Raw genomic sequence first — 25,782 nt, forward strand, 5'->3', positions numbered from 1 at the left:
TCTTTTCTGGAAGCATGAACCGTTGTGCTCGCAATGAAGCATGCTACAATAGAACATGATGTAAGGAGATATTAGGAGGGTCATTTTTTGTATACAAAATCAGTTGAACTTCATAAGGAAGCGTTAGAGCATATCGTCGGAGGCGTGAACAGCCCGTCCAGATCCTATAAAGCGGTAGGCGGCGGTTCACCCGTTGCGATGGAAAAAGCGAACGGCGCTTATTTCTGGGATATAGACGGGAATCAGTATATCGATTTTTTAGCGGCTTACGGCCCGATTATTACCGGACATGCCCATCCGCATATTACTGAAGCGATTAAAACAGCTGCTGAAAACGGCGTGCTGTACGGGACGCCGACCAAACATGAGGTCACTTTCGCCAAAATGCTGAAGGAGGCCATTCCTTCACTTGATAAAGTACGATTCGTAAACTCAGGCACTGAAGCGGTGATGACAACGATCCGGGTTGCACGCGCTTATACAGGCCGGACAAAAATCATTAAATTCGCCGGCTGCTATCACGGCCATTCTGACCTCGTACTTGTCGCTGCGGGTTCCGGCCCGTCTACGCTCGGCACCCCTGATTCCGCCGGCGTGCCGAAAAGCATCGCCAATGAGGTGATTACCGTTCCTTTCAATGATATTGAAAGCTACAAAGCCGCGATGGATAAATGGGGTTCAGAAATTGCAGCGGTTCTCGTCGAGCCGATCGTCGGCAACTTCGGCATCGTTGAACCTGAAGAAGGATTTTTAGAACAGGTAAATGAATTGACCCATAAAGCGGGCGCGCTCGTCATTTATGATGAAGTGATCACGGCGTTCCGTTTTATGTACGGAGGCGCGCAGGATCTTCTTCAAGTGAAGCCTGATTTAACGGCGCTCGGTAAAATTATCGGGGGCGGCTTGCCGATCGGCGCTTACGGAGGCAAAAAAGAGATCATGGAGCAGGTTGCTCCGCTCGGTCCGGCATATCAAGCCGGCACGATGGCCGGAAACCCGGCATCTATCCTATCAGGCATCGCCTGCCTGGAAGTGCTGAAGGAAGAAGGCGTTTATGAGCGGCTTGATGAGCTCGGCGCCAGACTTGAGCAAGGCATTCTCGCCCATGCGGAGACACATGGCATTACCATCACCGTCAACCGTTTAAAAGGCGCGCTCACGGTTTACTTCACTGATGAAAAGATCGTCAATTACGAGCAGGCGGAAAATACGGACGGAGAAGCATTCGCCAAGTTCTTCAAGCTGATGCTTGAGCGCGGCATCAATCTCGCTCCATCGAAGTATGAAGCTTGGTTTATCACAACCGCACATACTGAAGAGGATATCGACGCCACTTTACAAGCCGTTGAAGATGCGTTCAGACATATGAAAAAATAACTGCTGAAACAAGCGGGAGCCCGGGGCTTCCGCTTTTTCTTTTTGTCCGATTTGTGAGATAATGGTTTTTTCAAAAAAAGACCTTGAATAATTGGTATGATCCCTGTATATTACTTTATTGTTTAGCAAATCAGCCAACAGGGAAATGTAAGTGTCAGCCGTTCGTTCGGCACATAATTTATTAGAGAAAGGAATGCACGCACAAACCAATGAAACTTGGTGCCCGCATTTTAAAAACAGGGATTGCGATTACGCTCGCGCTCTACTTAGCATCATGGATCGGACTTCCGTCGCCGATCTTTGCCGGGATTGCAGCTATATTTGCCATACAGCCCTCTATTTACAGGTCTTTTCTTATCATTATTGATCAGGTTCAGGCAAATATCATCGGCGCTGTCATCGCTACGGCATTCGGACTGATTTTCGGACCGAGTCCGATTATGATCGGATTGACCGCAGTGATTGTCATCACGATCATGTTAAAACTGAAAATTGAACACACCATTTCGATTGCGCTCGTGACGGTTATCGCAATTTTAGAAACACCGGGAAACAGCTTCCTGACGTTCGCTCTGATACGAACAAGCACCGTTATTTTAGGCGTGCTGTCTTCTTTTATTGTGAACCTTGTGTTTCTTCCGCCGAAATACGAAACGAAGCTGACTCATCATACGGTTGAATATACCGATGAGATCATGAAATGGATCAGGCTGACGATGCGTCAGTCCACGGAACACTCGATATTGAAAGAGGATATTGAGAAGCTGAAGGAAAAGATGATGAAGCTTGATCATACGTACCTTCTTTATAAAGAGGAGAGAAGCTACTTTAAGAAAACGACGTATGTAAAGTCGCGCAAGCTTGTATTGTTCAGACAGGCGATTATTACGGCGAATCGGGCGCTTGATACGCTGAAAAAGCTGCACCGCTATGAAAACGAGATTTATCATATGCCGGAGGAATTTCAGGAGACGCTGACAGAAGAAATTGATTATCTGCTTCATTGGCACGAAAGGATTCTGATGCGGACGGTCGGCAAGATCAAACCGCATGATGACGACGCTGAAGAAAGCATAAGATATAAACAGCTTTTGACGAAGTCTTTCTTGAAAAATCAGCAGAACTGCGAGGATGAACTGCTTGATTACAATATGCTCAGCATTATGGCTGCGGTTGCGGAATACCGCGAGCAGCTGGAGCATCTCGATACATTAATTACGAGTTTTCAGACATACCACCCGAAAGACAGCGAATTAGAAACAGACGATGATGAGTAACCCGGTGCTTCCGTAAAACCGGGTTTTTTTGCATTCAAAAAAACGTATGCCGCCCATTCGGACGGCATACGTTTTTGTATCAGTTCAAATTCTGAATCGTAAATAAGTGTCTGTACTGGCCGCCTTGGGCCATTAATTCCTCGTGCGTGCCGGTTTCGACGACGGCGCCGTTTTCCATGACGACAATTTTATCCGCGTGCGTAATCGTGGACAGCCTGTGGGCGACGATAAATGTCGTCCTGTTTTTCGCAAGCTTTTCCATCGCTTCCTGAATGTAGTGTTCACTTTCCAGATCAAGAGCCGATGTCGCTTCATCCAAGATTAACAGCGGCGGATTTTTTAAGAATACACGCGCGATGGAAATCCGCTGTTTCTGCCCGCCTGACAATTTGACGCCCCGTTCGCCGACTTTGGTTTCATAGCCTTCGGGGAAATTCATAATAAATTCATGGGCATTTGCCGCTTTCGCAGCCGCAACCACCTCATCCAGAGACGCTCCCGGTTTACCGATGGCGATATTTTCACGAATCGTCTCACTGAACAGAAACGTATCCTGAAGCACCATTCCGACTTGATTGCGGAGGCTTCTCGCTTCATAATCGCGAATATCTGTGCCGTCAATCAGCAGGCTGCCGCCGGATACATCATAAAAACGCGGTATGAGGCTGACAAGCGTCGATTTACCGCCGCCGCTCATCCCGACGAGCGCGACGGTTTCCCCTTTTGTCACCTTTAAGGAAACGTCCTGCAAAATCGTTTCTTTTCCTTCCTCATAACGGAACGAGACATTTCGGAATTCAACTTCGCCCTTAACGCCGTCAGCTTTTACTGCATTCGGTTTATCAGTCAGTTCATACGGCTCGTCGATAAATTCAAATATGCGGTCCATTGAAGCGATCGACTGGGTCAGGGTCGTCGATGAGTTGATCAATCTTCTGACCGGATTGTACATTCTGTCAATATAGCCGACGAACGCAACCATCGTCCCTACCGTCAGCGGACCGTTTATGACAAAATAACCCGCAAACGCGATAACGAGCAGCGGCGCCAAATCCGTAATGGTATTCACGACTGCAAACGTTTTTGCGTTCCAATTCGTATGACGGATCGCTCTGTCCAGAAAATGTCCGTTTTTTTCATCAAAATTGGCTTGTTCATAATCTTCAATGGCAAAACTTCTGATGACGGGCATCCCCTGAACTCGTTCGTGCAAATGTCCCTGAACTTGGGCGAGTGCCTGAGAACGCTCACGTGTCAGTTTTCGGAGACGGCCGTAAAAGTATTTCACTGAAATTCCGTATAACGGAAACAAAATGACAGATATCAATGTCAGCTTGACATCGAGTGTAAACATAATGCAGATGACGATCAGCACCGTCATCATATCAAGCCAGATATTCATCAGTCCGGTTATGACAAAGTCTTTTGTCTGTTCGACATCATTTATCACCCGGGAAATGACTTCGCCCGTTCTCGTGTTGGCATAAAACCTCAGGCTCAATTTTTGAATATGATCAAACAATACTCCCCTGATATCATAGAGCACCCGGCTGCCCGTCCATTGCGCGAAGTATTGCCGATAGTACTCTACCGGGGGACGCAGAATTAAAAACAGCACAAACATGATGCCCATTATCGTGAATAGCGATGATGTTTTAGCGCTTGCCGTTCCGCTCCCTTGAATAATGTCATCGACCACGTATTTTAACAGCAGCGGGAGAGCCAGCGGGATGGAGAATTTTATGATGCCGATTAACACTGTGATAAAAATTTGTTTTTTATAAGGTTTTACAAATTGCATATAGCGTCTGATTACGCCCACACTTTATCCCCCTCTCTCTTTAAGGCGTGTGAGCCCATGTGAAAAACCTGTTGACACCCCAACAGGTTTTTTATTGTATTCTTTATTTTGTATAGCGCAGATACCGTTCATACCACATATCAACAAATTCCGGAGCAAACGGTCCTTTCCGCTGATGAATCCAGTGCAGCAGCGTATTCAGATACTCCTTCAGAATGCTGTCGATCTCTTTAGGGTAATTCATTGATTTGCGGTGGTCATCGTATTCATCCTCGTCAAGAATGTTATACGTCATATCCGGAAACACCTTGACATCCAAATCGTAATCAATATATTTGATGGCCTCTCCGTCATAAGCGAACGGCGAGCTGATGTTGCAATAATAGTGTACTCCGTCATCTCTCAGCATTCCGATGACGTTAAACCACTGACGGGCATGAAAGTAGCAGATCGCCGGTTCTCTCGTCACCCACGTCCGTCCGTCGGATTCCGTCACCATTGTCCGGTCGTTGGCTCCGATGATACACAATTCCGTACTTTTTAAAATCGTCGTTTCATTCCAAATTCGATGAAGCAGCCCGTTATGCTTATAGCTGTGAATTTGAATGGTTTCTCCTTCCTTGGGATATCCCATATTTCTCCCCTACTTTCTGTAAAGCCCTGCAGTCAATGCAGCCGCAATTGCTTTCCGACAAGTCTTTTCACTATTATAACGTTACGAATTAAAAAATGAAAATAAAAGAACCACTCCGCTTCCGGAATGGCACATTCATTTCTGCACATAGGAAGACGGCTTTTCCGTGCTGCGATAAGACTGGATGACTTGCTCTGTCTGCCTTTGGAATAACTCCTGTATGCCGGCCAGGTCTTTTCGCTTTGTCGCAATTTCGTCCTGTACATTGTCCAGCTTTGCATCTCTTTCCAGACTGATGAGTTCCGCTTCCACCTGCCGGCAGCGGTCAAGTTCTGACTGCAGCTCGAGAAGCTGATCCATGATTTTCATCTGTTCACTTACAAGCTTTTCAAACTCTGACATCGGGTTCCTCCTTAGGCTTTTAGGTTGATACTCCTTACCATTTCGATTTTACGCCGGAAAACCCTTTGACTCATTCTGTAGAGGAATCACAAGTTTTGTCGTTTTGGCAACAGAAAAAAGCACTTCCATCCGAAGATGAAGTGCTTTTTCGTTTCAGTGATTAGCTGTTTTGCTGTTTGTTTTGTTCAGCAGATTGGTTTTGCTTTCTAACCTGCTGCGCATCAGTTTCACTGCCGAATTCAGTGCCGTATTGACCCTGACCGGAAGCTGATTGCTGGTTTTGTTTTTTCACCTGCTGAACGTCTGTTTTGCTGTATTTTGAGTTTGCCATTGTTATCACCTCCACGCACTTTAGAATGCGCAGGAGATGATAAGGCTATTCATCTTTTTTTAAAACTTATACAAGCAGAGAACGTCCGCCGTCAATAATGATGGTCTGGCCGCGGATCATGTCCGCTTTTGAAGAAACTAAAAACTCCACCGTATCGATCATATCTTTAATTTCGACCATTCTGCCGGCCGGCGTATTTTGGCGGGCATCTTCCAGCAGTTCATCTCTGTTAGGGAAATGCTTCAGCGCGTCCGTATCAATCGCTCCGCCTGACACCGCGTTTACGATGATATTTTTCGGAGACAGCTCAACCGCCAGATAACGGGTTAACGATTCTAAAGCGGCTTTTGAGACACCGACCGTCGTATAGTTTTCAAGATAGCGGATGCTGCCGAGCGAGCTGATGCTGACGATGTGGCCGCCTCCGTTTTTCTCCATCATCTTTGCTGCTTCCTGGGCGCAGAAAAGCAATGCTTTCGCATTGATATTCATCGTCCAGTCCCAGTGTGTTTCTTCCAGTTCCATGACCGGTCTCAGCACGCCTGAAGCCGCATTATTGACGAACACGTCCAGTCTGCCGAATGTTTCGTCAATCTGGCGGAACATGTCTTTGATTTTTGCCGGCTGGCCGACATTGGCTTTAATGACGAGCGTTTTAACGCCGAGTTTTTCAATTTCTTCGGCGGTTTCTAATGCCGCTTTTTTACTGCGGGCGTAATTGATGACGATGTTGTATCCTTTTTCCGCGAGTCTGATGGCGGCTGCTTTCCCGACGCCGCGGCTGCTTCCCGTGATCAGTGCGCATTTATTTTGTTCCATTTTTCCTCAGCTCCTTGCTGTGTATAGTTCTTTTCATTCAACAAACAATAAAAGCAATATGTGTTGAAAGGGGTCTTTTATATGTATGTCGGACGTGATATGGGCGAATTGGCCATGATGCCCAAAAAAGATTGGAGAGATTCAGAGCTCGCCTATTTCCATCATGCCTTCCAGCAAATTATGCCGTATTTAAACGAAGAAGGCCAGTCCAAATACCGGGAACTGATTCAGGAAATCGAAGCCCGCGGCGGACTGAAACGGAATGAAGCGGATTATGGCCACGGCACTCGCGTCAGCTATGACTGACGCTTTTTACAGGCGGCCGCTTTCTTCCGCCATTTTCCATATCTTTTGATGGGAAACGGGAAATGCGTATTCCTCGAGCTCCTCTTTTGTGACCCGTATAAATTCCGTTGTATCCGACACTTGTTTTACTTTACCGAAAAAGACCGAAATATTCCAGACGAGATGGGTGAAAACATGTTCTACGATGCCTTCCAGCTCCCCGATTTCAGCGGTTGTTCCCATCTCTTTTTCTAAATAGGCTTCAAGCTGCTCTCTTTCGGTTTTGATTCCTTTCTGAGTTTCGGTATTCGGAAACTCCCACAAGTTGGCGAGCAAGCCTTTTGGCGGCCGTTTATGAATATAGACATCGCCTTGATCGTCTGTCAGCACAACGGCTGCCATTGTTTTTATTCCGGGCTTTTTCTTTTTGCTTTTAACGGGCAGCTCCCGCTCTGTCCCTTCCGCAAATGCCGAACAGTGCTTTTGTACGGGGCAAAGCAGGCAGGACGGCGATTTCGGGGTGCAGATGATCGCGCCGAGCTCCATTAAACCCTGATTGAATTCAGATGGTTTTTCATGAGAAATGAAAGCGGATACCGCCTGTTCGAAAATGGTTCTGGTTTTAGGTTTTGCGATATCGTCCCATATGGAAAGAATTCTCGACATGACACGCATCACATTGCCGTCTACGGCGGGAATCGGTTTGTTGTATGCGATGCTGAGCACGGCGCCTTTTGTATAAGGGCCGACGCCTTTCAGTCCGCCAAATTCCTTTTCCTCGGCAGGGACGACTCCCCCGTACCGCTCATGCACTTCTTTTACGGCACTTTGCAGATTTCTTACACGGGAGTAATAACCCAGCCCTTCCCAGGCTTTGAGCACTTTTTCCTCATCGGCTTCAGCGAGCGCCGAAACGGTCGGAAATTGCTCAACAAACCGCCGGAAATAAGGGATAACGGTTTCTACGCGCGTCTGCTGCAGCATCACCTCTGACACCCACACCCGATACGGGTCCTGATTTTCTCTCCACGGCAGAATTCTCTGTTCTCTTTCGAACCATGTAATTAAGTCCTCGCGAAATTTGTCTATATCTTTTTGTTTCATTTTTTCTTCAAGTGCGTTCATATCTTCTCCTCAGATGTTTCGGGTTCCGCTTTTCTTGACACCGTATTTTGGTGTAAACTTAGGGCACGTTACGATAATATGTTACATTAAATAGTGATAAAGAAAAAGCGGAAACATATGAGAACGGCGGATAAACGCCATGATTGGGCAAACAGAAAATGGGGAATATCTTATAATGCGAAATATGCGGGCAACTGATTGTTAACGCCTGCTAGGAGGTCAACAATGGATACTGGCACTCACGTTGTCATGGGTATCGCGCTTGGCGGAATCGCAACTCTTGATCCTGCCGTCGGCATGCACACCCCCATGTCTCAGGCAGTTATGATCGCCGCTCTTGCCGGCTCTCAGGCACCTGATATTGATACCATATTGAAGCTGAAAAATAATGCCGTTTATATTCGAAATCATAGAGGGTTCACGCACTCCATTCCCGCCGTTTTATTTTGGTCCGTTCTGATTCCGGGTATTTTGTTTATGTTTTATCCGGAAGCGAACTTTTTGCACCTGTGGCTGTGGACGCTTCTCGCTGTCGTTTTGCATGTGTTTGTTGACATTTTTAACGCATACGGCACGCAGGCCATCCGCCCGTTTTCGCGAAAATGGATCGCTCTCGGTTTAATCAATACCTTTGATCCGTTTATTTTCGTCAGCCATTTGGCCGCGATTGCCGTGTGGTATATCGGAGGTCATCCGGGCGTGACATTTCTGATGCTTTATATCATCCTCGCAGGATATTACGCCGTCCGGTTTTTGATGCAGCTGCGGATAAAGCGAAGGCTGCGCGAAATGATTGAAGAGGAGATTGAAACCATTATTATTTCGCCGACGATGAAATTCAGGCAGTGGCGTATCGCCGTGACGACGGCGCATGCCTTTTATGTCGGCAGAAGCCTTGACGGCCATGTCGTGATATTGGATACATTCAACCGCGTGCCCGTTCCGGAAACCGATGTGATGAAGGCCGCGAAACAGGACGAAAATATTGCAGCCTTTCTTTCATTTTCCCCCGTTTACAGGTGGGAGGTCGATACCTTTAAAGATCATTATGAGGTGCGTTTTATTGATTTGCGCTACCGGAGCAAAGGCCACTATCCTTTTGTCGCCATCGTCCACCTCAGTCATGATTTAGAGTTTCTCTCTTCTTACACGGGCTGGATTTTCAGCGAGGAAAAATTGCAGAAAAAATTAAAGCTCGGCTCTGTTTAAGAGCCGGGCTTCTTTTGTCTTCTCACATATATAGCCGCAAACACGAGGCTGATCACCGATAGAGCGGCCGCGGGTTTAAAAAACGGCGGGAAATACGTTAATTGAATATCGTTTTTTCCTTTTTGCGCTTTAAATCCGATAAAGGAATAATCCGCTTTTTCAATCTGCTCTTTTCTGCCGTTTATCTTCAGCTCCCAGCCTTTTTCATAAGGAATCGGAAGCATGATATACGGCGCGCGGGTTTTGTTATCATACGAGATATGAAGCGTATTTCCGCGCCAGCTGAGATCGGCCCGCGGTTCTTTTTCCGCTTTTCGGTATGCGCTTTTCAGCGTATCGTACCGTTCTTCATAAAGCGCCAGTCTGTCAAGCTGATACGATCCTTTCGGCAGACGGATTTGGATGTTTTTTGTTTTCGGCACTCTGACAGTAAGATCGTTGACACCTGTTTTGTAAATGGATTGATTCGATTTTCTCGTTGTCGTGTAATCGTTCACTTTTAATGTAAAGCCCTGGTCCTTCGCTTTATTCTTCAAATAAAAGCTGACGTAATAATCGCCGCCGTCCATCTTAGCGGCTTGCGGCGTAATGATCAGGCCGCCGCCGTCTTCGTTTACCGTCAGGATGCCGTTATGATAATCGCCATGTTCGGCCGCTACCTCTGCATGGCGGATCATATTTTTCGCCTCAGGCGCTTTTTTCGTGTTGGTTGTGCTTGATTCCGTGACGATCCCGTCAAGCATTGCCCGTTCCCTGGCAAGGGCGGGCGCTTTTTTCAGGCCGCCCTCGTTATATACGCGATCGGCTGTCCGGACGAACGGAAGCATATATTGATTTTGATAAACCGCATAATGGGTTGATTCCATGATTTTTTTGAACCCGTACGGCACGCCGGCCTCGTTTGTTTTTTCCGTCATATAATATTTTCCGTAAAGCAGGCTGTATAAATTAGCCCTGTTTCCTAATGTCGCATAGCGGCTGACGCTTTCTCTGCCCATGTCAATCTGGAGGTCGTTCCAGTAAAAGGACAGCAGATTGCGGTTCAGTATGCTTGAGTATACGCTGAATCCGTTGAATCCGTATATGATCGGGGTGTTATTGAAAACACCGTTCATCCAATCTAAACGGGCAAACGGATCAGGGTCTTTTTCTTTCAGACGCTGAATGAGCTCTGATTGCTCTTTGCCTTTATAGTCAGCACCCGTCATAAAGGTATGCGATACCGTATAAATCTTCCCGCCTTCTGATAAAGCATATTTTTCATATGTATTAGCCGTAAGCACAGCCGTAAGCAAAATGACGGCATAGACGGCGGGCACCGCGCCTTTCAGTCTTGTCTTTGCTGCAAAGAAAGCGGCTATGCTCAGCACCAGAAGAAGGATGACGGGCAGGTTGGCGTGATCAGAAATATCCAGACTGTACCGCCTCACCTGGCTCCAATAGAGCAGAACGACGAGTACGGCGGACATCAGCATACTCTTCATGCTGATGTCTGAAAGCTTAGAAAGCCCGGCTGAAACCGTTCCGGCAATCGTGAAGCACAGGACGTATTCAAACCTGTTCTGCGGAGCTGAAAAACCGTTAAAGGCACTTGCCGCAAACGGACTGAAGTGAAACAGAATATACAGCAGACTGATTCCCGCAAACAGCCGGAACAAGCGGTTTTTGTATAAAGTAAATGTAAATAGAAAAAGCAAAAAAGCCGCCGGCAGGATGATAATCCGGCTAGAAAATAAAATGTTGTCGGAAAAATCAAGCCATGCAATATGCTCTGAATACGGCGGCCGCAGATTATGAAGGTATCCGTACACGACAGGAATAAAGGAAACTGCGCTTATGCCGAACCCGAGAAGGCCCGGCAGAATAAATATCCTGCATTGAGTGAGCCTTTTCGCCTCATTGCCTTCAAGGGGGATCACCCACCTGAATAAGATATAAACGCCGATGAAAATCAGATTAATATACGCAAAATAAAAGTTGTTGATCAATGTCAGCGCACAGGCGAAGATAAACCACGCCGGCTTTTTTTCCCGGATGATTTTTTCCGCGCCCAACACAAGCAACGGCAGCCACACCATACTGTCAGTGAAAAAGTCCCAATATACCTCATGCCGGAAGTAAATAATCGAGACCCCGTACAACACGGCGCCGGCAAAAGCAGGCACCGTCCGTTTGACGAAATAGCGGAACACACACGCCGCCGTGAATATGATGAAACTCTGCTTGGCGATGCTGATAAAAACGGAGGCCTGCGCCCAAAACAGCGCATCAGCCTCACCCGTCAGCTGAATAAGCTGCAAAAAGCGGACAGCGGCGGAGATAAACAGGAATAGAAAAGAAGTAGAGAAATAATAGCCGAGCTGACTGTACACTCCCCCGCCCAGTCCGAACGAATAGCTGTAAAACAGCCTGCCGTTCATATATTGATCAAACAGCAGCTTTTTGAAGACCGCCATTTGGGCGATCCCGTCTCCAGACCCCGTCATATAGCGGCCTGCCGACCACTCTTTTAAGAAAAAAATATGAGCGGCTGCCGCAGCCAGCACACAGGCTGCCGGCAAGATCCATTTATTTTTTTTCATACAACGTCCCCAGACCCTGCGCACAGCGGCGGCTGTTTAATGGTTCCACTTGCGCTTTTTTGTATAATTCGTTTCATTTTGTTCTCCGTACGTTATATTCGCTTCTTTAATTAAATAGTGCGGGCGTTTTTTTGTTTCATAGTAAATCCGGCCGATGTATTCTCCGATGATGCCGAGACTCAAAAGCTGGATGCCCCCTAAAAACAGCACGGCGGAAATAATGGTGAAGTATCCGGGTACGGACACGCCGTGTGTCAGAATATGAACAAAGGTTGTTACAATATAAACCATCGACAGAAGCAATATCAGAATACCGGTGAAAAAGCATACCCTGAGGGGCTTGTTGTTGAAGGAGACGACACCGTCCATTCCGTAGTTGAACAGATTGCTGAATGACCATTTGGACGTGCCGTTCTTCCTTTCGACATTTTCATAAAATACGATTTTCTGGTCAAACCCGATCCAGCAGAACAGCCCTTTCGAGAAACGGTTCCCTTCACTCAGCTTCAAAAGAGCATCAACGGCCTGCCGGCTCAGCAGGCGGAAATCTCCGACCCCGTCACGCAGGTCCACTTCGACGGCTTTGTTGATAAATTTATAATACAGGGAAGAAAGCACGGAACGCACGGGGCTGTCCCCTTTTCGGTTGCGCTGCGCGATGACTTGGTCATACCCTTCTTCATAGCCTTGAATGAAGTCTTTCAGCAGATGGGTCGGATGCTGCAGATCGGCGTCCATCACGATTACCGCTTCGCCCTGCACGTGTTCAAATCCTGCCAGAATGGCCGCTTCTTTCCCGAAGTTGCGGGAAAAAGATATGTATTTGACGCGATGGTTTCTGGCGGCCAGTTCTTTAATCTGCTGAAGGGTGTCATCCGCGCTTCCGTCATTGATGTAGAAAATTTCATAGTCATAATGAATCGTCTGAAATTCTTTTTTTAAAGATTCATGGATGAGCTTGACGTTGTTCCCTTCATTGTAAGACGGAATAATAATTGAGATTAACCTTTGTTTCATGAAGGCACCTTCTTTGTATTATTCTTTTTTTAGGACGGCCTTAAAGGAATTGTCCGCAAAACTTCAGTAAGGCTTTTCCTTTTTTTAATGACGTTTAAACCCTTTTTTTGTTACAGGGAAAGAAATTTTTTTCTGCATATGGTTTATATTTTGTCATGTTTTTCGGCAGATATGAGAAAAAAAAGAAAAAGTCTGTACGCGGGACAGACTTTATTGCTGAAGGTATTCATGAATCAAATGGCTGACGATGCGCGGTTTTTCGTGAATGACCCAATGTGAGGCATCATCTATGAAGATTAAGTCGCCGTTTGGAATCATCCGTTTTGTTTCCTTGGCGAGCTTTTTGCTCAGCGCTTGGTCATTGACGCCCCATATTAATCGGTACGGAACGGGCATTTTAAGCGGAACGGCAGGGCCTAAACCGCCGGCTCTGATCGCCCGGTACCAGTTCAGCATCGCCGTGAGCGCTCCTTTTCTGCCCCAAGCTTCTTTGTAGCTGTCGACATCTTCCCGTGAAAAAAGCGCCGGTCGTTCGGATAAGCCGATCGCGTGATCCAATACGCGGTAATTGTCTTCAGACAATCTCCGTTCCGGCTTTTCCGGCAGCTGAAAGAACGCGATATAAGAGCTTTTCTTCCACTGCGGCGGGTAGAACGGTGTGACCTTCCGCATAACCGCCGGGTGCGGGATATTGACCGTGATTAATTTTTCAACGTATTGCGGCCGCGTGGATGCCAAATGCCAGGCCACGGCTCCTCCCCAATCGTGGCCGATGACGACGGCTTTGTCATCTGTAAAATGCGTGATCAGCCCGATAATGTCGTCTCTGAGCGTATCAATGGTATAGTTTTCAATGCCCTCCGGTTTGTCACTGAGATTATAGCCGCGCTGATCAGGCACGACAACATGGTATCCGGCATCCGCCAGCGGTTTGATCTGGCTCTTCCAGCCGTACCAGAATTCCGGAAACCCGTGCAGCAGCACCGCCAAAGGACCGTCTTTCGGACCGGCTGAAGCCGTGTGCAGCGTCACTCCGTTTGTTTCGATCATGTGAAACGTAATGTCATTCATCGATTCTCCTCCCCGTTTGTTTCAATCTTCTTTCTGTTAAGACGATGATCAGTACGCTGATCGCAATCAATAATACGGCCTGAACGATCAAGGCGAACGGCTGAGTCAGCCGGATAAGCAGGCTGCCCGCAAATCCAGCTGCCGCCGATATAAGGCCGAACAAAATCATGAGAAGCGCACTGAATCGATTGCCTTCTTTCCACTGCGACTCATCCGCCATAGAGCGCTTCGTCCGATATCCGTACAGGCTGTTGATCGACTTCGGCGGAAAAAATGTGACTAAAATGCCGGCCGCAGCCATCAGAAGGCCGCCGATTACCATTATCATATCTGTCACTCTCCTTTTCATCTTTTACGAAAGGAAAGGCGAAAAGTTTCAGAAAAAAAGCAGGCTCATTCGCCTGCCCGAATCTTTATTTTTGAGTTAAGTCGGCCGTTTTCACATAACCTGCTTTCCCGCCGTATGTGACGTACGCCCATTTACGGTCAAATCCTCCGTCATGGCTGAACCCCCAGCCGAGCACATTGACGGTTTCACCCGCTTTAACGGACCCTTTTTTGCCGGTTTCCAAAGTCGGCGTATAAAAAGCGGTTTGTTTCGCCGTCACCGCCTTCACCGGCTGCTTCATCAGAAAATGTGTGGAGATATAGGCTTTGTGACCTTTGTAGTCAATCTCAGCCCAATCTGCTCCTTGAAGCCGTTTAACCTTTACGGAATCCTCTGAACGAAGCGTGCCGATAATCGACCCTTGTTTATTTGGTTCTTTGCGGACGTTAAGTTCTCCTGCTTTCACGATATATGTATCTGCTGCGGTGTCTATTTTTGTCTGGTGAACTGCTGCGGCATTCGCTGCCGGATCGAAAAAAACGGTGCCTGCGGCTAAAAATAAGCAAAGTCCTGCGGCCGGAATAAATGCGGTTAACCCCTTTTTCATGTTCATTGTGGTTCCTCCCCGCTATTTTATAAGTTATTACACATTTCCACATTCCGCCGGTCGCCAAACATGATTTTTCCTATTTCTTTTATAAAAAGAAAAAACCGCCGGACGATATCCGGCGGGTGCACTGCTATGTTAATGCAGGAGACCCCTGCTTTGATCCAAATAATGAGAAACGTCTTCCCGAACGCTCTGGAACATATGGAGCTTACTGCCGTATGATTCGATCCATTCCTTGACGACGCGTTCTGTCATTTGCTCTCCTTGATACGGGCGGCCGGCTTTTGCGTAAGTCGCTTCGAAATCTCCCCATAAAAGCTCAACCCAAGTTCGCGCTTGCAAATAGCTGAGCATGTCATTTTTCTCAAGCAGCAAATTCGTCAGTTTGTCGATATATGTATTCATGTCTCTGTCTCCTTTCCTTGGGAAAACCTGCTGCTTTTACGCAGCTTGTCACAGGCATATACTAACTTTACGTCTTCAGTCCAGAAGGCGCAACCTTTTGATATTGGCCGAGGGGGAAAACAAATGGTCCGGAACAAGGCAAAAGGATTTCCTAATCAGAACAATAATAAGTTTGAAGGCGAACCGCGGGCAAAGGATGACTACGCTTCTAAACGGGCGGACGGTTCAATTAATTCGCACCCGCAAGAACGCATGAGAGCTTCAGGCAGACGATAACACACACACCGTAAGAGACCGGGAATGACCCGGTCTTTTTTTTGCGGAAAAAAACATCCTTTTGCGGTCATAAAGCTAAATAAATTCCATAATATGTTAAATGTTAAACCGAAAGCCGGTAGACAAAAAAGGAGGGGTTTTATAAAATGAAGACAGTTTCAAAACGATTGCTGAGCCTTACCGCATTCTTACTGTCAGTTTCATTATTTGCTGTTTCAGCTGAAGCAGCGGGCAGCCCGCAGACATCTGTATCAAACAGCGGTGAGGAGTTTGACGCACATCAGAATCAGCCTGTACAAACAACACAGACATCCCCCGCTTATGAAGGAACGGGCCTCACCAAAAGACAGCTTGCACAAAACAGCAAATCTGACATCAAGTCATTAAAGCCTTCCAGTATTATTGGGACAGACGAACGAATCAGAATTTCTCCTACAACATCATTTCCATATCGAGCGACAGCACAGCTGACTGTTACATACAGCGGCAGCACAAGCACCTACGGATGCACCGGTTTTTTTGTCAATGCCGACACGATCGTTACGGCGGGACATTGCGTGTATGACCAGAAAAACGGCTGGGCATCGAAAATTACGGCAGCTCCCGGCCGCAACGGATCATCGTACCCGTACGGCTCTTATTCAGGCAAGACATTCTACAGTGTCAAAGGGTGGACAGAAAACGGTGACACAAACTATGACTACGGGGCAATCAAAGTAAACGGGTCGCCCGGGAATACTGTCGGCTGGTACGGCTACCGGACGACCAACAGTTCCAGTCCGGCCGGGCTTTCCTCAACCGTGACAGGATATCCGTGCGACAAAGTGTCCGGTTCCATGTGGTCGGACAGCAAGCCGATTCGTTCTGCCGAGACATATAAACTCACTTATACGACAGATACGTTCGGCTGCCAGAGCGGATCGCCCGTTTACCGCAATTACAGCGACACCGGCCAGACCGCCATTGCCATTCATACAAACGGCGGGTCGTCTTACAATCTGGGAACAAGGGTGACAAACAGTGTATTCGACAACATTCAATATTGGTCAAATCAATAAAGCTTTTGTTTTCTTTCTCGCGGCGGCCGTTTTATGCGGATGCGGCAAAGCGGATGATTCCGCCGCCAAAAAAGTATTGCCCGTTACGCTCCATGTTGAGGATGCAGAAGGCTCACCGGCGGCTGGTGTGACGGTCACCGTGATGAAAGCGGCGGAGTCAGATCATCAGCCGAATATAGACCGCGGAGAGATAATAGGCAAGACTGATCACCACGGCGAGATTGCATGGAAAAGTGCCGCGAAAGGAACTTATGCCGTCGTTTTTGAAAAAGACGGAGTACCGGAAACCCGGAATATGTCCTTAGCTGAGAATGATAAACATACGGTGATCAGCATTACATTGAAACAATGAAAAAAGCTTGCAGGCGGAATATCCCCTGCAAGCTTTTTGTTATCCTTTATGCACTTGGTATTCATAGATATCTTTCTTCTCAGACAGATGAGCGAACGTGGAAAGCACAAGGCCGAGAGCCGTCATCAGCGCACCGCCGGCAAACAGCCATGAGTAAGATCCCGTTCCCCCGAGAATCAATCCGCCGATCCAGGCGCCGAGCGCGTTTGCCAGGTTAAAGGCAGAAACGCTCACCGCAGCGGCGATTGTCGTGCCGTTTTCAGAGGAAGAAATAACCTTGGTCTGCAAAAGCGGCGGCGTGCCGAACGCACATGCGCCGAACAAAAATGTCGCTGAAACGGCGGCGGCGGGAAAAACAGCGATATAAGGGAAAATCGCCAAGACGCCGATCAAGCCGATCATCACACCGATCATCGTGCGTGTCAGCAGTTTGAGCGGCACTTTCCCCGCGAAGAAATTCCCCGCCACTCCGCCGAGACCGTAGGCAAATAATGCGCCTGTAATGCCGACTGTGCCGAACCCCGCTGAATCTCTTAAAATCGGCTCAATAAACGTGTAAGCGATAAATACGCCTGAGTAGCCGAGAATGGTGATCGCAAAGGAAAAAATCACTTGCTTATGCTTAAAGACACTCCATTCATTCATCAGCATCGGAATCACTTTCGGTTTCCGGTTCGGTACGACCAGCATCAGTCCGATCAGCCCGATCATGCCTAAAACGGAAATAATGAAAAAGACGGCCCGCCAGTTAAGGGCATCCCCTAAATAAGAGCCGAACGGGACACCGAGCATCAGCGCCACGGTTAATCCGCCGTTCATGGAAGCCGCGGCGGCGGAACGTTTTTCAGGCGGCACCATTTCACTCGCAAACACCATGGCGATCGCAAAAAAAGCTCCGTGGATGGATGCGGATAAAATTCTGGAAATCGCCAGCACGGCGAAGTTTGGCGCAAAGACGCTCATCAGGTTGGCAAGGACGAAGATGCCCATCAACCCTAGCAGCACCGGCTTTCTCGGCAGCTTAACCGCGATAATGGTTACGATCGGGCCCGTCAGGCAGACGCTTGCCGCGTACGCCGTAACAAGCATGCCCGCTGAAGATACATGTATATGAAAGTCATCGGCAATCGACGTCAGAATACCCATGACAGCATATTCCGTATACCCGATGGAAAATGTGCAAATCATTAAAACAAAAATCATTAATTTCACTGATGGCTGTTTCATTTTGATATTCAACGCAAATCGCCTCCTTTTTATTTAAAAAACAACGAATTCCATCTTAAAAGATATCAAAAATGAATTCAATCATTTTTTACTGAAAGGTTGAAACGAATGTGCCCGAAAAGAAAAAGAGGCCGGAACCGGCCTCTTTTGTTATTTTTTTTCTTTTAAAACGGAAATCGGCAGTGCTTCTTCCCCATCAGACGGGGAAGATCTTTGTCCCCAGGCGAATACGCCGTTGATGTAATCAATGCGGAAAGTGTCATCAGAACCTTCTATCTGATACACCCCGCCGGGCCGAAAGTCTTCCGGGTTCAGCATGTAAGCTTTGGCCATCGTAATTTTCCGTTCAAGCACGGCCAGTTCATTTACAATGCCCATCTGTTCCGCTTTTCGCGCTTTTTCCTTCAGTCCCGCAATTTCTGTCTGTAGTTCATGAGGCGTCATTTGACTGTATCGTTTGTCCATTTCAGTTTACTCCTCTTCCTGCAAGAATTGATCAATATCGTCAATCGAGAATCCTTTTCTGAATAAGTACTGTTTAACCTTCATTCCGCTTTCATAGCTGCCGTCATAGCGGTATTTCCTGATCGCTTTTTCCGCATGAGCCTTCAGAGCTTCCATCTCGGCTTCATCATCATTTTCATACTCCGTCTGTTCCAGAGCGGCATTGATGACGTCGAAAGGGAAACCTTTTCGCTGAAGCTGCATCTGCGCCCGCTGTTTGATCTCTTTTGTGGACAGCTTTTTGTCCTTTTTCAGGATTTTGCCGATATGTTTCAGCGCTTCTTGTATTTGCTCATCAAATGTAAACGCACTGAGCGTCTCCTTGATGGTATCGTCGTCTATTCCTTTCGCTTTCAGCTCGCGGAACAGGACGTCAGGGCCTTTGCCGTTTGTTTTTTTGTGGGTGCTCGCATAGGCTTCGGCAAATTCTTTGTCATTTAAGTAGCGGTAATCGTACAGTTTATGGATGACTTCAGAAATGACCATGTCCGGTGTTTCTTTTTTCTTCAGATGATCCCGGACTTCTTTTTCAGAGCGCATCCGGTATGATAAAAATTCTACGGCGCGGTTAAAGGCTTTTTTCACGTCATCGCCGTGCTGGATTTCAAGAATGTCAAGCTCGTCCAGTTCTTTCCCTTTTTTCAGGTCAAAACGCACAAGCACGTCGGCGTCGACGCTGAATGCATATTTCTCATCAAGAAAGATGTTGAAGCGCTCGGTATTTTTCTTTTGGGTCGATATTTTTGTAATAAACGGCATCCCGGTCTCCTTTCCCGCCCCGATGTTCAGGCGTTTTTCTTTTTGGCAAATGAGGTACAGTATATGTATCAACGTGTAAGGAGAGATGGATATGAATATCGCGATGACAGGCGGCACTGGTTTTCTGGGCCGGCATCTGACAGGTGTGTTTACCCGCCGGGGACATCATGTCTATATTTTATCAAGAAAACAGAGAGAAACCGAACAAAAAAATGTGACATATGTTCAATGGCTGGCCGAAAACGCGGCGCCTGAGCGCGAGCTTCCCCCTATTGATGTATGGGTGAACCTCGCCGGAAAATCCATCTTTGACCGCTGGACGGACACAACGAAGGAACAAATCATCTCAAGCAGAATAGAAGCGACGAGAGAAGTCAGACGGATTATAAAGCAGCAGCCAAAAAAACCCCGGGCTTTGATTCAGGCCAGCGCCGTCGGCATTTACGGCACAAGCACAGAAAAAACGTTCACCGAACAGTCAGATACGTCAAATGAAGATTTTCTCAGTCATACGGCTCATATGTGGGAACGTGAAGGCCAGAAAATTGAAGCGCTCGGCATCCGGACGGTATATGCCAGATTCGGGGTGATGCTCGGTGAAAAAGGCGCCCTGCCGCTCATGGTTCTCCCTTATAAACTGTTAGCCGGCGGCACCATCGGCTCTGGACGGCAATGGCTGTCATGGGTTCATGTCGATGACGCCGCGGAACTCATCGCTTATGCGGCGGAGCATGATGACTTGTCCGGTCCCATGAATGTGACATCGCCGAACCCCGTGGAAATGAAGCAATTCGGAAAAATGATCGCAAGCGTCCTGCACCGCCCCCATTGGATTCCCGTACCGGAACTTTTTCTGGAGAAGGCCTTGGGAGAAATGAGCCTGCTGATCGTAAAAGGCCAGCGCGCCCTGCCTAAGCAGGCGCTGACATCCGGTTTTCAATTTACGTATGAAGAACTTGATTCCGCTTTAAAGGATCTCTTATCTGCATAAAAACGGAAATAAAAGCCAATCCTATTGGTATTCTGTTTTGAAGGAGGGTCTTCTTTTGGAAAAGAAGCGCGAAAAACATCAGCAGGGAGCCAATCTGAAAAAAATGCAGGAAGTCCTTTATTCCGGTGAATTCAAAAAAGCGGAAAGAGCAGCCAAACGGAAGTAAACTGAATAAAGATCGGAACCGGGCAGATACTATGTTTGTTTGATATCACTTTTTTCAGGGGGCGATTGATATGGGCAGAAATCATACTCACAAAAACCGTGATAAAAACAAACAAAAACTTCCTCAAGTTCCGGATGCTTTGAAACGCGAAACAGACGGCACATATGAGGAATATTCAAGCGAGCTTGCTGATTCCGCTGACCGCGAAGCGCAGGCGCGGATGAAAGCCGCTGACAACAGAGCTAAAAGCAAAACCCGCTAATACGAAATCCCCGCCTCTGTATAGAGACGGGGATTTTTTTTACAGTTCGGTAAACAGGCTTTTTGCCGGCGTCCGTTCTTTCGCCTTAGGCTGTTCATCCGGATAGCCCGTTTGAATGATGGCGGCAAAGCGCTCATTGTCAGCAAGGCCGAAGTCTTGGTGCACCTGTTTGTCATACATGATACGGCCGCTTTTCCAGACCATGCCGATGCCGTTTTCATGTGCGAGAAGCTGAAGGTTTTGAATCATGCCGCTCAGCGCCGCAAAATCATCGTTTCTCGTAAATTCATTTTCATCTTCTTTAAAGACGACCAGCAAAAATCCCGGAACGGCGCTGAGATTTTTTCTCATGTTCCGCTCTTTTTCCTCGTTGAAATCATCTTTTATCTTTTTGAAAAATGAGACGTAGCTGTCCGCAAGCTTTGCTTTTCCCGCTTCGCTTGCTGCGTAGATAAAACGCCATGGCTCCGTCAGCCTGTGGTTCGGTGCGTAAACGGCGGTTTCAAGCATATCTAATATGACTTCAGAAGGTACGGTTTCCGGTTTAAACGACCGGATGGATCTTCTGTTTCTGATTGTATGTGCAAGACTTTCGTTTTGCTGTAATTGTTCGGTTTTCGGCATGCCGATTCACCTTCCTATCCAAATGAAAATGATTATCATTTATAATATAACGGATACGACCGGCTTTTGTAAACCGTTACGGAAGCTGAAAATTGATTGTTTCGGCATACACGGCCGTTCCCGTCATCTTGATGTTCATCTCTCCGTTTTCCTCCGCGATCCTGATTTCCACTTTTCCGTCTTTCCCGATTTCCTGGCCTTGTTCAATTGTGAGGCATTCGGCTTCGGAGCCTCCGTATTGCCGCATATAGGCTGCCATGACGCCTGAAGCGGTTCCCGTGACGGGATCTTCGGTCGTTCCGGAGAAAGGGGAAGAAAAATGGCGTCCGTGCAGATCACTTTCCGGATGAACGGTTTCCAGAGAAAACGGATGAACGCTCGCTTTCGGAAGATCGCGCAAAACAGCGGGGAATTGTGCGTTGTCCGGCACCATATTCCGTGATGCTTTAAGTGATCTCAGCGGAACAATCAGTGTCCAGATCCCCGTTGATCCGTAAACAATCGGCAGCCCGCTGTGAAAATCCTCAGCCGTAATCCCGAGCGAGGCCGCAAGCTTTTCTTTGTCTCCCGTAAACGGCAGAAATTGCGGGGGAGCCTGTTCGAGTGTGATGTATACCCGGCCGTTTCGTTCAGCGGCTTTTGCGGGAAGAATGCCGGCTTTCGTTTCAATTTGATATGTCTGATCAGCCTGAAGCCTTCCCTTTTCAATTAATGCGTAAAGAGAGGCGACGGTAGCATGTCCGCATAAATTCATTTCGTGGCCGGGTGTAAAATAGCGGATGCGCAGATCGGCTTCCCCGCTTTTACAGAGAAATGAGGTTTCATTGTACCCTGCCATTTCGGCGATCATCTGCATCTCTTCATCTGAATAATCATCTCCGTTAAAGACGATTCCCGCGGGATTTCCCAAATTCGGAATATCGGAAAACGCTTCATATTTAAACACGGTTGCCTGTTTCATTCATCAGCCTTCCTTTCACCTTATGATCATGTTATTCAGTATAACAGAGTAAAATTAGAATTTTTAGTCAATTATTCAAAAAAAAAGACGCCTTTTAACGGCGTCTTTTTTTGGTTTTTCCGATCAGGCGGGTGACGAGGATCATCGTGACGGACAGCGATCTGTTTTTGCGGTATGCCAAGTATTTCCCGCGCCACTCCGGTTTGTATTTTTCTTTAAAGGCCCGCAGCCCGCTGAAGCTGTACATATACCGGACGTTGTTGAAGATGACGGCCGCGGCTCTTTCCGACCAGAAAGATGTAAAAGCCGTACCTACGTTTGACAAAGGCGCCATGCCCATATTGAAGGTGGTATAGCCTTTTTCCTGCGCCCAGAGAAACAGACGGATGAAAAGCGCGTCCATAATACCGTTCGGCGCGCTTTTCCGATAACGCATCAAGTCGACGGATATCTCGCCTTCCTGATACATCGGCATCAGGTTGGCAAAAGCGATGATCTCCCCTTCCTCGTCTTTCACGTAAGCAATCGGCGCCTGTTCCAAATAATCCCGGTCGAAGAAACCGAGAGAAAAACCTTTCTCTTTTTTCGGTCCGAGCCATTCGTCCGAAATGTCTTTCAGTTTGGCGATAAACTCGGAGGAAAACGGCGGTTCCCCGACATGAAATGTGTAGCCTTCGCGGTCAAATTTGTTGTTAATCGCCCGCAGCCCCGCTTTTTTCTTACCTGAGAGCGTAAAGGCCTCCATATCCACGAACGCTTCTTCTCCAAGCTTGAAGAAGTTATAGCCGAAGTCATGGTACAGCGCCAGATCTTCACGTTCGATCTGATAAAACATGACACTCAGCCCCTGCTTATGCGCTTCATTCAGAAATTCCTCAATCACAAGCGGAAAAGAGTCTCTCTGTCCTGACGGATCACCGAGCACGACAAGCCTTCTGGAAATCTGGCTGAACAATAAAAGCGCTTTGCCGTCGCTTGAGAAATAAAACCGCTTATCCCCGAGAAAGCCGAGATGGCTGAGCGCATTTCCGCCTTCTTCCGCCAAAAAGGACTTCAGCCGTTCAGGATCGGCCTCTTCTCCGATCGGCTTCGATCTTTTATGATAAAAGAACGTAAACAAAAGGAAAAACAGCGGCACAACAATAATGGCCGTCATCGTGGCATATGTAATGTGCGAATTGTTATGGACGAAATAGTCGTGGCGCAAGAGCCGATTCATTTTATCCCAAATAAAGCCGGCAATGAGATTGTAGTTAAACAAGGCGATAATAAACAGAGCGGCCGCAAAAATCATCTGGCCGAGCGTATACGAAGCCTGCTCTCTGATAAACTGCCGCTTTAACAGCACAAGCAATGCGATGACGACAGGCAGAATAAAGATCGCGCTGATGTTCAATCCTTTTAAGAAACTGAACACAAAACCGCCGACCAGCGCGGCAACCGCCATTGAATAAGAACGTTTCGTCCGTTTGTATAATTCAATCGGCAAGATTAAAAGAATCAAAGCCGCGCTTAACGATAACGCGTTAAACGCAAGGAGCGCCGGGCGCGGAATATGCGGGATGACCGTCTCCCTGTCAATCGGCAGGGCGACGGACGCCAGCACGACGACTCCCGCCATGAAAACCAAAAGCGACAGCGAACCGTAAAGCACCCTGATTAAGATAGCGCGCTGGAATACGAGAAGCACGTTCGTCGTTTCCACGGCAGGCGCCATCTTCGGATTTGATTCCAGCCGTTTAAGCGTATTTTCCGTTAAATCGCCAGCCGCAAAGAACAGCCCGAACACAAACGGAATAAATGAATACACAATCCGGTAGATGACGATGGATGTCACAACCGCCTCCTGCGGAAAGCCCATATTCTGCATGCCGAGCAGAAACAGAAGGTCAAACGAACCGAATCCTCCCGGCACAAGACTGATGATTCCCCCGATAGCGGCAATGGCAAATACCCCGAATACATGGCGGACATCCGCGTGAATTCCCATGACATACAGGGAATAATACATGACGACAGCCGCCGCAAACCATTCGGCAAACGATGCCCCGATGTAAGAAAAAACCGGATGCCTCGGTTTTGCTTCACCGTCTTCTGCGCCAGCTTTTTTATTGTTGATCCCAGCGGCGATTAAGGCTGCCGGCACAATAAGCGCCACTCCCGCGATAACAGCCCACAGCCACGGTTTCTCACCTGTAATCTCTCCAACCGGCAGAACGCGGGCGATGGTCAGGATACTGAAGACGGACAGCCCGAGCAGCGCTGAGGACGTAAGCCAGGCGATGCCTGCGACGAGGCGTTTTACGTCATTCGTATGTTCTTTGTAAAGCATCGTCCGCAGCCCGACGCCCGCCAGACCGCCGAATCCAAGGACATTGTTAAAGGAATTGGCGATAAAAGAGACCCTGAATACTTTCCAATTCGGAATGTTGAGGCGAAGCGTCCGTTTCAGCACAAAGTCATAAAAGGACATCGCGCTGACGGCAAGAAGGCCGAGCAGAACGAGAATAAATAAATCGTAACGCTCAATCCCGTTAATAATGTACAGCGTTCGTTTAAAAGAAAGGTCTGTCAATTCCTTTTTGGACTGATAAATGACTAAAAGCAAAACTGCAATAGGAAATAATACTTTTAATATCGATAAGGCATTCTTTTTAGTCAGCAATGTTCTCTCCAATCATCATAAAATAGCTTATTTATTATAATTCCCCCAATAATCTCCAACATATTATACACTACCACCTCACATTCAAACAAAACTCGTCTGCAACTTTCTTTCTCTGATTAAAATCAGTAATATGGTATGCAGGAGTATAAATGAGGAAGTGAGACGATGGATTATAATCTGCATGATACAACAGTATTAAGCGGCGATATTTTTTCTCCTGAGGAACGGGATATTTGGGTGCTGTACATGAAAGTGATGACATCGGCGGGGCTCGGCGATGTGTCGGAGTGGATGAAGCTTGATATGAGCATGCCGCAAATGAAAGTGCTGATGCTTCTGAACAACCACGGGACGCTTAAGGTGAGTGACATAGCGGAGAAAATGGGCGCTTCTCTTTCAAATACGACGGGGCTGCTTGACCGTTTAGAAAAATCATGTTTCATTACACGCGCTCCGTCAGAAGAAGACCGCCGTTCAGTCGTCGTTCAATTAACGGAAAACGCGAAAGATATTTTCCGCAGCCTTTATCAAAAAGGACATGTAAAATTGAAGCGTTCATTGGAAACGCTGACCGCTGAAGAAAAACAAACGGTCAATCAAGGGCTTGCCATTTTGGCAAGAGCGCTTGATTCTTCCAAACAGGGATAGAGATGAAAAAGGC

The 25,782-nt window shown here is 47.4% G+C and carries 28 protein-coding genes and 1 pseudogene; 11 read left to right on the forward strand and 18 right to left on the reverse strand.

From position 1 onward, the window contains the following. Positions 1–87 precede the first annotated feature (87 nt). Complete coding sequence (locus SB24_RS05515; protein ID WP_039252279.1) at positions 88–1,377, forward strand: glutamate-1-semialdehyde 2,1-aminomutase; 1,290 nt, start codon at positions 88–90, stop codon at positions 1,375–1,377. A gap of 209 nt (positions 1,378–1,586) precedes the next feature. Then, positions 1,587–2,654, forward strand: coding sequence for an aromatic acid exporter family protein (locus SB24_RS05520; RefSeq protein WP_039252280.1), 1,068 nt, complete (start codon positions 1,587–1,589; stop codon positions 2,652–2,654). Between the two features lie 79 nt (positions 2,655–2,733). Here the strand turns inward: SB24_RS05520 and SB24_RS05525 are convergent, their stop codons facing one another. From SB24_RS05525 to fabL, 5 genes and pseudogenes are all read right to left on the reverse strand, one after another. Next, the gene (locus tag SB24_RS05525) at positions 2,734–4,476 is read right to left on the reverse strand and encodes an ABC transporter ATP-binding protein (protein WP_015417069.1); all 1,743 of its coding nucleotides are present in this window, start codon (positions 4,474–4,476) and stop codon (positions 2,734–2,736) included. A gap of 82 nt (positions 4,477–4,558) precedes the next feature. After that, a complete protein-coding gene (gene ntdP, locus SB24_RS05530) occupies positions 4,559–5,089 on the reverse strand; it encodes a nucleoside tri-diphosphate phosphatase (RefSeq protein WP_003155475.1) in 531 nt (176 codons plus the stop codon). Between the two features lie 135 nt (positions 5,090–5,224). Then, on the reverse strand, positions 5,225–5,491 hold the full coding sequence (locus SB24_RS05535) for a YgaB family protein (protein ID WP_003155476.1): 267 nt from the start codon (positions 5,489–5,491) through the stop codon (positions 5,225–5,227). A gap of 160 nt (positions 5,492–5,651) precedes the next feature. After that, positions 5,652–5,804: pseudogene (locus SB24_RS05540) on the reverse strand (gamma-type small acid-soluble spore protein); the annotation flags it as partial. 84 nt (positions 5,805–5,888) lie between these two features. Next, a complete protein-coding gene (gene fabL, locus SB24_RS05545) occupies positions 5,889–6,641 on the reverse strand; it encodes an enoyl-[acyl-carrier-protein] reductase FabL (RefSeq protein WP_003155478.1) in 753 nt (250 codons plus the stop codon). Between the two features lie 81 nt (positions 6,642–6,722). Here fabL and SB24_RS05550 point away from each other — a divergent pair, with 81 nt between their 5' ends. Beyond that, complete coding sequence (locus tag SB24_RS05550; protein ID WP_007408563.1) at positions 6,723–6,947, forward strand: hypothetical protein; 225 nt, start codon at positions 6,723–6,725, stop codon at positions 6,945–6,947. A 6-nt stretch (positions 6,948–6,953) separates the two neighbouring features. Here SB24_RS05550 and mutY read toward each other — a convergent pair whose 3' ends face one another. Then, on the reverse strand, positions 6,954–8,051 hold the full coding sequence (gene mutY / locus SB24_RS05555; RefSeq protein WP_012117124.1) for an A/G-specific adenine glycosylase: 1,098 nt from the start codon (positions 8,049–8,051) through the stop codon (positions 6,954–6,956). 225 nt (positions 8,052–8,276) lie between these two features. Here mutY and SB24_RS05560 point away from each other — a divergent pair, with 225 nt between their 5' ends. Beyond that, complete coding sequence (locus tag SB24_RS05560; RefSeq protein WP_031378907.1) at positions 8,277–9,260, forward strand: metal-dependent hydrolase; 984 nt, start codon at positions 8,277–8,279, stop codon at positions 9,258–9,260. On the opposite strand, the gene SB24_RS05565 is transcribed toward SB24_RS05560, so the two are convergent. The 6 genes from SB24_RS05565 to SB24_RS05590 form a co-directional block, all read right to left on the reverse strand. Continuing rightward, on the reverse strand, positions 9,257–11,842 hold the full coding sequence (locus SB24_RS05565; RefSeq protein ID WP_039252286.1) for a YfhO family protein: 2,586 nt from the start codon (positions 11,840–11,842) through the stop codon (positions 9,257–9,259). The two genes, SB24_RS05560 and SB24_RS05565, sit on opposite strands and share 4 nt — an antisense overlap. 36 nt (positions 11,843–11,878) lie before the next feature. Continuing rightward, positions 11,879–12,859 (reverse strand): glycosyltransferase family 2 protein, encoded by a 981-nt coding sequence (locus SB24_RS05570; RefSeq protein ID WP_003155484.1) that lies wholly within the window; start codon positions 12,857–12,859, stop codon positions 11,879–11,881. A gap of 210 nt (positions 12,860–13,069) precedes the next feature. Beyond that, positions 13,070–13,930, reverse strand: coding sequence for an alpha/beta fold hydrolase (locus SB24_RS05575; RefSeq protein WP_015417065.1), 861 nt, complete (start codon positions 13,928–13,930; stop codon positions 13,070–13,072). After that, positions 13,923–14,258, reverse strand: coding sequence for an SdpI family protein (locus SB24_RS05580; RefSeq protein ID WP_007408558.1), 336 nt, complete (start codon positions 14,256–14,258; stop codon positions 13,923–13,925). The genes SB24_RS05575 and SB24_RS05580 overlap by 8 nt, the downstream gene beginning before the upstream one ends. Before the next feature lie 85 nt (positions 14,259–14,343). Continuing rightward, a complete protein-coding gene (locus SB24_RS05585) occupies positions 14,344–14,871 on the reverse strand; it encodes an SH3 domain-containing protein (protein WP_015417063.1) in 528 nt (175 codons plus the stop codon). Between the two features lie 132 nt (positions 14,872–15,003). Then, entirely contained in the window at positions 15,004–15,273 is a 270-nt protein-coding gene (locus tag SB24_RS05590) for a YfhJ family protein (protein ID WP_003155492.1), read from the reverse strand. 123 nt (positions 15,274–15,396) lie between these two features. Here SB24_RS05590 and SB24_RS05595 point away from each other — a divergent pair, with 123 nt between their 5' ends. The 3 genes from SB24_RS05595 (at position 15,397) to SB24_RS05605 (ending at position 16,959) form a co-directional block, all read left to right on the forward strand. Further along, positions 15,397–15,549, forward strand: coding sequence for a small, acid-soluble spore protein K (locus SB24_RS05595; protein WP_003155495.1), 153 nt, complete (start codon positions 15,397–15,399; stop codon positions 15,547–15,549). A 146-nt stretch (positions 15,550–15,695) separates the two neighbouring features. Next, positions 15,696–16,607, forward strand: coding sequence for a trypsin-like serine peptidase (locus SB24_RS05600; protein WP_015417062.1), 912 nt, complete (start codon positions 15,696–15,698; stop codon positions 16,605–16,607). Further along, positions 16,570–16,959: a DUF2606 family protein gene (locus tag SB24_RS05605; protein ID WP_015417061.1), complete on the forward strand. Its 390-nt coding sequence runs from the start codon at positions 16,570–16,572 to the stop codon at positions 16,957–16,959. Before SB24_RS05600 ends, SB24_RS05605 begins: the two co-directional genes overlap by 38 nt. 39 nt (positions 16,960–16,998) lie before the next feature. On the opposite strand, the gene SB24_RS05610 is transcribed toward SB24_RS05605, so the two are convergent. From SB24_RS05610 to recX, 3 genes are all read right to left on the reverse strand, one after another. After that, positions 16,999–18,192 carry an MFS transporter gene (locus SB24_RS05610; RefSeq protein ID WP_031378905.1) on the reverse strand — a complete coding sequence of 398 codons (1,194 nt, stop codon included), beginning with the start codon at positions 18,190–18,192 and terminating at the stop codon, positions 16,999–17,001. A 144-nt stretch (positions 18,193–18,336) separates the two neighbouring features. After that, complete coding sequence (locus SB24_RS05615) at positions 18,337–18,651, reverse strand: YfhH family protein (protein WP_039252290.1); 315 nt, start codon at positions 18,649–18,651, stop codon at positions 18,337–18,339. A gap of 6 nt (positions 18,652–18,657) precedes the next feature. Continuing rightward, the gene (gene recX / locus SB24_RS05620) at positions 18,658–19,449 is read right to left on the reverse strand and encodes a recombination regulator RecX (RefSeq protein ID WP_031378903.1); all 792 of its coding nucleotides are present in this window, start codon (positions 19,447–19,449) and stop codon (positions 18,658–18,660) included. A 91-nt stretch (positions 19,450–19,540) separates the two neighbouring features. Here recX and SB24_RS05625 point away from each other — a divergent pair, with 91 nt between their 5' ends. From SB24_RS05625 to SB24_RS05630, 3 genes are all read left to right on the forward strand, one after another. Next, on the forward strand, positions 19,541–20,440 hold the full coding sequence (locus SB24_RS05625; protein ID WP_039252291.1) for a TIGR01777 family oxidoreductase: 900 nt from the start codon (positions 19,541–19,543) through the stop codon (positions 20,438–20,440). Between the two features lie 55 nt (positions 20,441–20,495). Continuing rightward, positions 20,496–20,606: a YfhE family protein gene (locus tag SB24_RS19450; RefSeq protein ID WP_003155504.1), complete on the forward strand. Its 111-nt coding sequence runs from the start codon at positions 20,496–20,498 to the stop codon at positions 20,604–20,606. Between the two features lie 70 nt (positions 20,607–20,676). Continuing rightward, on the forward strand, positions 20,677–20,868 hold the full coding sequence (locus SB24_RS05630) for a YfhD family protein (RefSeq protein WP_003155508.1): 192 nt from the start codon (positions 20,677–20,679) through the stop codon (positions 20,866–20,868). A gap of 39 nt (positions 20,869–20,907) precedes the next feature. Here the strand turns inward: SB24_RS05630 and SB24_RS05635 are convergent, their stop codons facing one another. The 3 genes from SB24_RS05635 to mprF form a co-directional block, all read right to left on the reverse strand. Then, the gene (locus tag SB24_RS05635; protein ID WP_015417058.1) at positions 20,908–21,492 is read right to left on the reverse strand and encodes a nitroreductase family protein; all 585 of its coding nucleotides are present in this window, start codon (positions 21,490–21,492) and stop codon (positions 20,908–20,910) included. Between the two features lie 76 nt (positions 21,493–21,568). After that, entirely contained in the window at positions 21,569–22,453 is an 885-nt protein-coding gene (locus SB24_RS05640) for a PhzF family phenazine biosynthesis isomerase (RefSeq protein WP_039252294.1), read from the reverse strand. 94 nt (positions 22,454–22,547) lie between these two features. Next, the gene (gene mprF / locus SB24_RS05645) at positions 22,548–25,118 is read right to left on the reverse strand and encodes a bifunctional lysylphosphatidylglycerol flippase/synthetase MprF (protein WP_039252296.1); all 2,571 of its coding nucleotides are present in this window, start codon (positions 25,116–25,118) and stop codon (positions 22,548–22,550) included. A gap of 168 nt (positions 25,119–25,286) precedes the next feature. Between mprF and SB24_RS05650 the strand changes: the two genes are divergently transcribed. Next, a complete protein-coding gene (locus SB24_RS05650; RefSeq protein WP_012117110.1) occupies positions 25,287–25,769 on the forward strand; it encodes a MarR family transcriptional regulator in 483 nt (160 codons plus the stop codon). Positions 25,770–25,782 lie beyond the last annotated feature (13 nt).

Origin of the sequence: Bacillus sp. Pc3 (assembly GCF_000815145.1) — a bacterium.
Taxonomy (GTDB): Bacteria; Bacillota; Bacilli; order Bacillales; family Bacillaceae; genus Bacillus; species Bacillus velezensis.

Coding starts and splice junctions, on each gene's coding strand:
- SB24_RS05575 (WP_015417065.1), bottom strand. CDS start 13,930: ATGAATGACATTACGTTTCACATGATCGAAACAAACGGAGTGACGCTG.
- SB24_RS05560 (WP_031378907.1), top strand. CDS start 8,277: ATGGATACTGGCACTCACGTTGTCATGGGTATCGCGCTTGGCGGAATC.
- SB24_RS05595 (WP_003155495.1), top strand. CDS start 15,397: ATGGTCCGGAACAAGGCAAAAGGATTTCCTAATCAGAACAATAATAAG.
- SB24_RS05550 (WP_007408563.1), top strand. CDS start 6,723: ATGTATGTCGGACGTGATATGGGCGAATTGGCCATGATGCCCAAAAAA.
- SB24_RS05600 (WP_015417062.1), top strand. CDS start 15,696: ATGAAGACAGTTTCAAAACGATTGCTGAGCCTTACCGCATTCTTACTG.
- SB24_RS05565 (WP_039252286.1), bottom strand. CDS start 11,842: ATGAAAAAAAATAAATGGATCTTGCCGGCAGCCTGTGTGCTGGCTGCG.
- fabL (WP_003155478.1), bottom strand. CDS start 6,641: ATGGAACAAAATAAATGCGCACTGATCACGGGAAGCAGCCGCGGCGTC.
- SB24_RS05520 (WP_039252280.1), top strand. CDS start 1,587: ATGAAACTTGGTGCCCGCATTTTAAAAACAGGGATTGCGATTACGCTC.
- SB24_RS05535 (WP_003155476.1), bottom strand. CDS start 5,491: ATGTCAGAGTTTGAAAAGCTTGTAAGTGAACAGATGAAAATCATGGAT.
- ntdP (WP_003155475.1), bottom strand. CDS start 5,089: ATGGGATATCCCAAGGAAGGAGAAACCATTCAAATTCACAGCTATAAG.
- SB24_RS05630 (WP_003155508.1), top strand. CDS start 20,677: ATGGGCAGAAATCATACTCACAAAAACCGTGATAAAAACAAACAAAAA.
- SB24_RS05585 (WP_015417063.1), bottom strand. CDS start 14,871: ATGAACATGAAAAAGGGGTTAACCGCATTTATTCCGGCCGCAGGACTT.
- SB24_RS05635 (WP_015417058.1), bottom strand. CDS start 21,492: ATGCCGAAAACCGAACAATTACAGCAAAACGAAAGTCTTGCACATACA.
- mutY (WP_012117124.1), bottom strand. CDS start 8,051: ATGAACGCACTTGAAGAAAAAATGAAACAAAAAGATATAGACAAATTT.
- SB24_RS05650 (WP_012117110.1), top strand. CDS start 25,287: ATGGATTATAATCTGCATGATACAACAGTATTAAGCGGCGATATTTTT.
- SB24_RS05570 (WP_003155484.1), bottom strand. CDS start 12,859: ATGAAACAAAGGTTAATCTCAATTATTATTCCGTCTTACAATGAAGGG.
- SB24_RS05580 (WP_007408558.1), bottom strand. CDS start 14,258: ATGATAATGGTAATCGGCGGCCTTCTGATGGCTGCGGCCGGCATTTTA.
- SB24_RS05625 (WP_039252291.1), top strand. CDS start 19,541: ATGAATATCGCGATGACAGGCGGCACTGGTTTTCTGGGCCGGCATCTG.
- SB24_RS05590 (WP_003155492.1), bottom strand. CDS start 15,273: ATGAATACATATATCGACAAACTGACGAATTTGCTGCTTGAGAAAAAT.
- SB24_RS05640 (WP_039252294.1), bottom strand. CDS start 22,453: ATGAAACAGGCAACCGTGTTTAAATATGAAGCGTTTTCCGATATTCCG.
- recX (WP_031378903.1), bottom strand. CDS start 19,449: ATGCCGTTTATTACAAAAATATCGACCCAAAAGAAAAATACCGAGCGC.
- SB24_RS05615 (WP_039252290.1), bottom strand. CDS start 18,651: ATGGACAAACGATACAGTCAAATGACGCCTCATGAACTACAGACAGAA.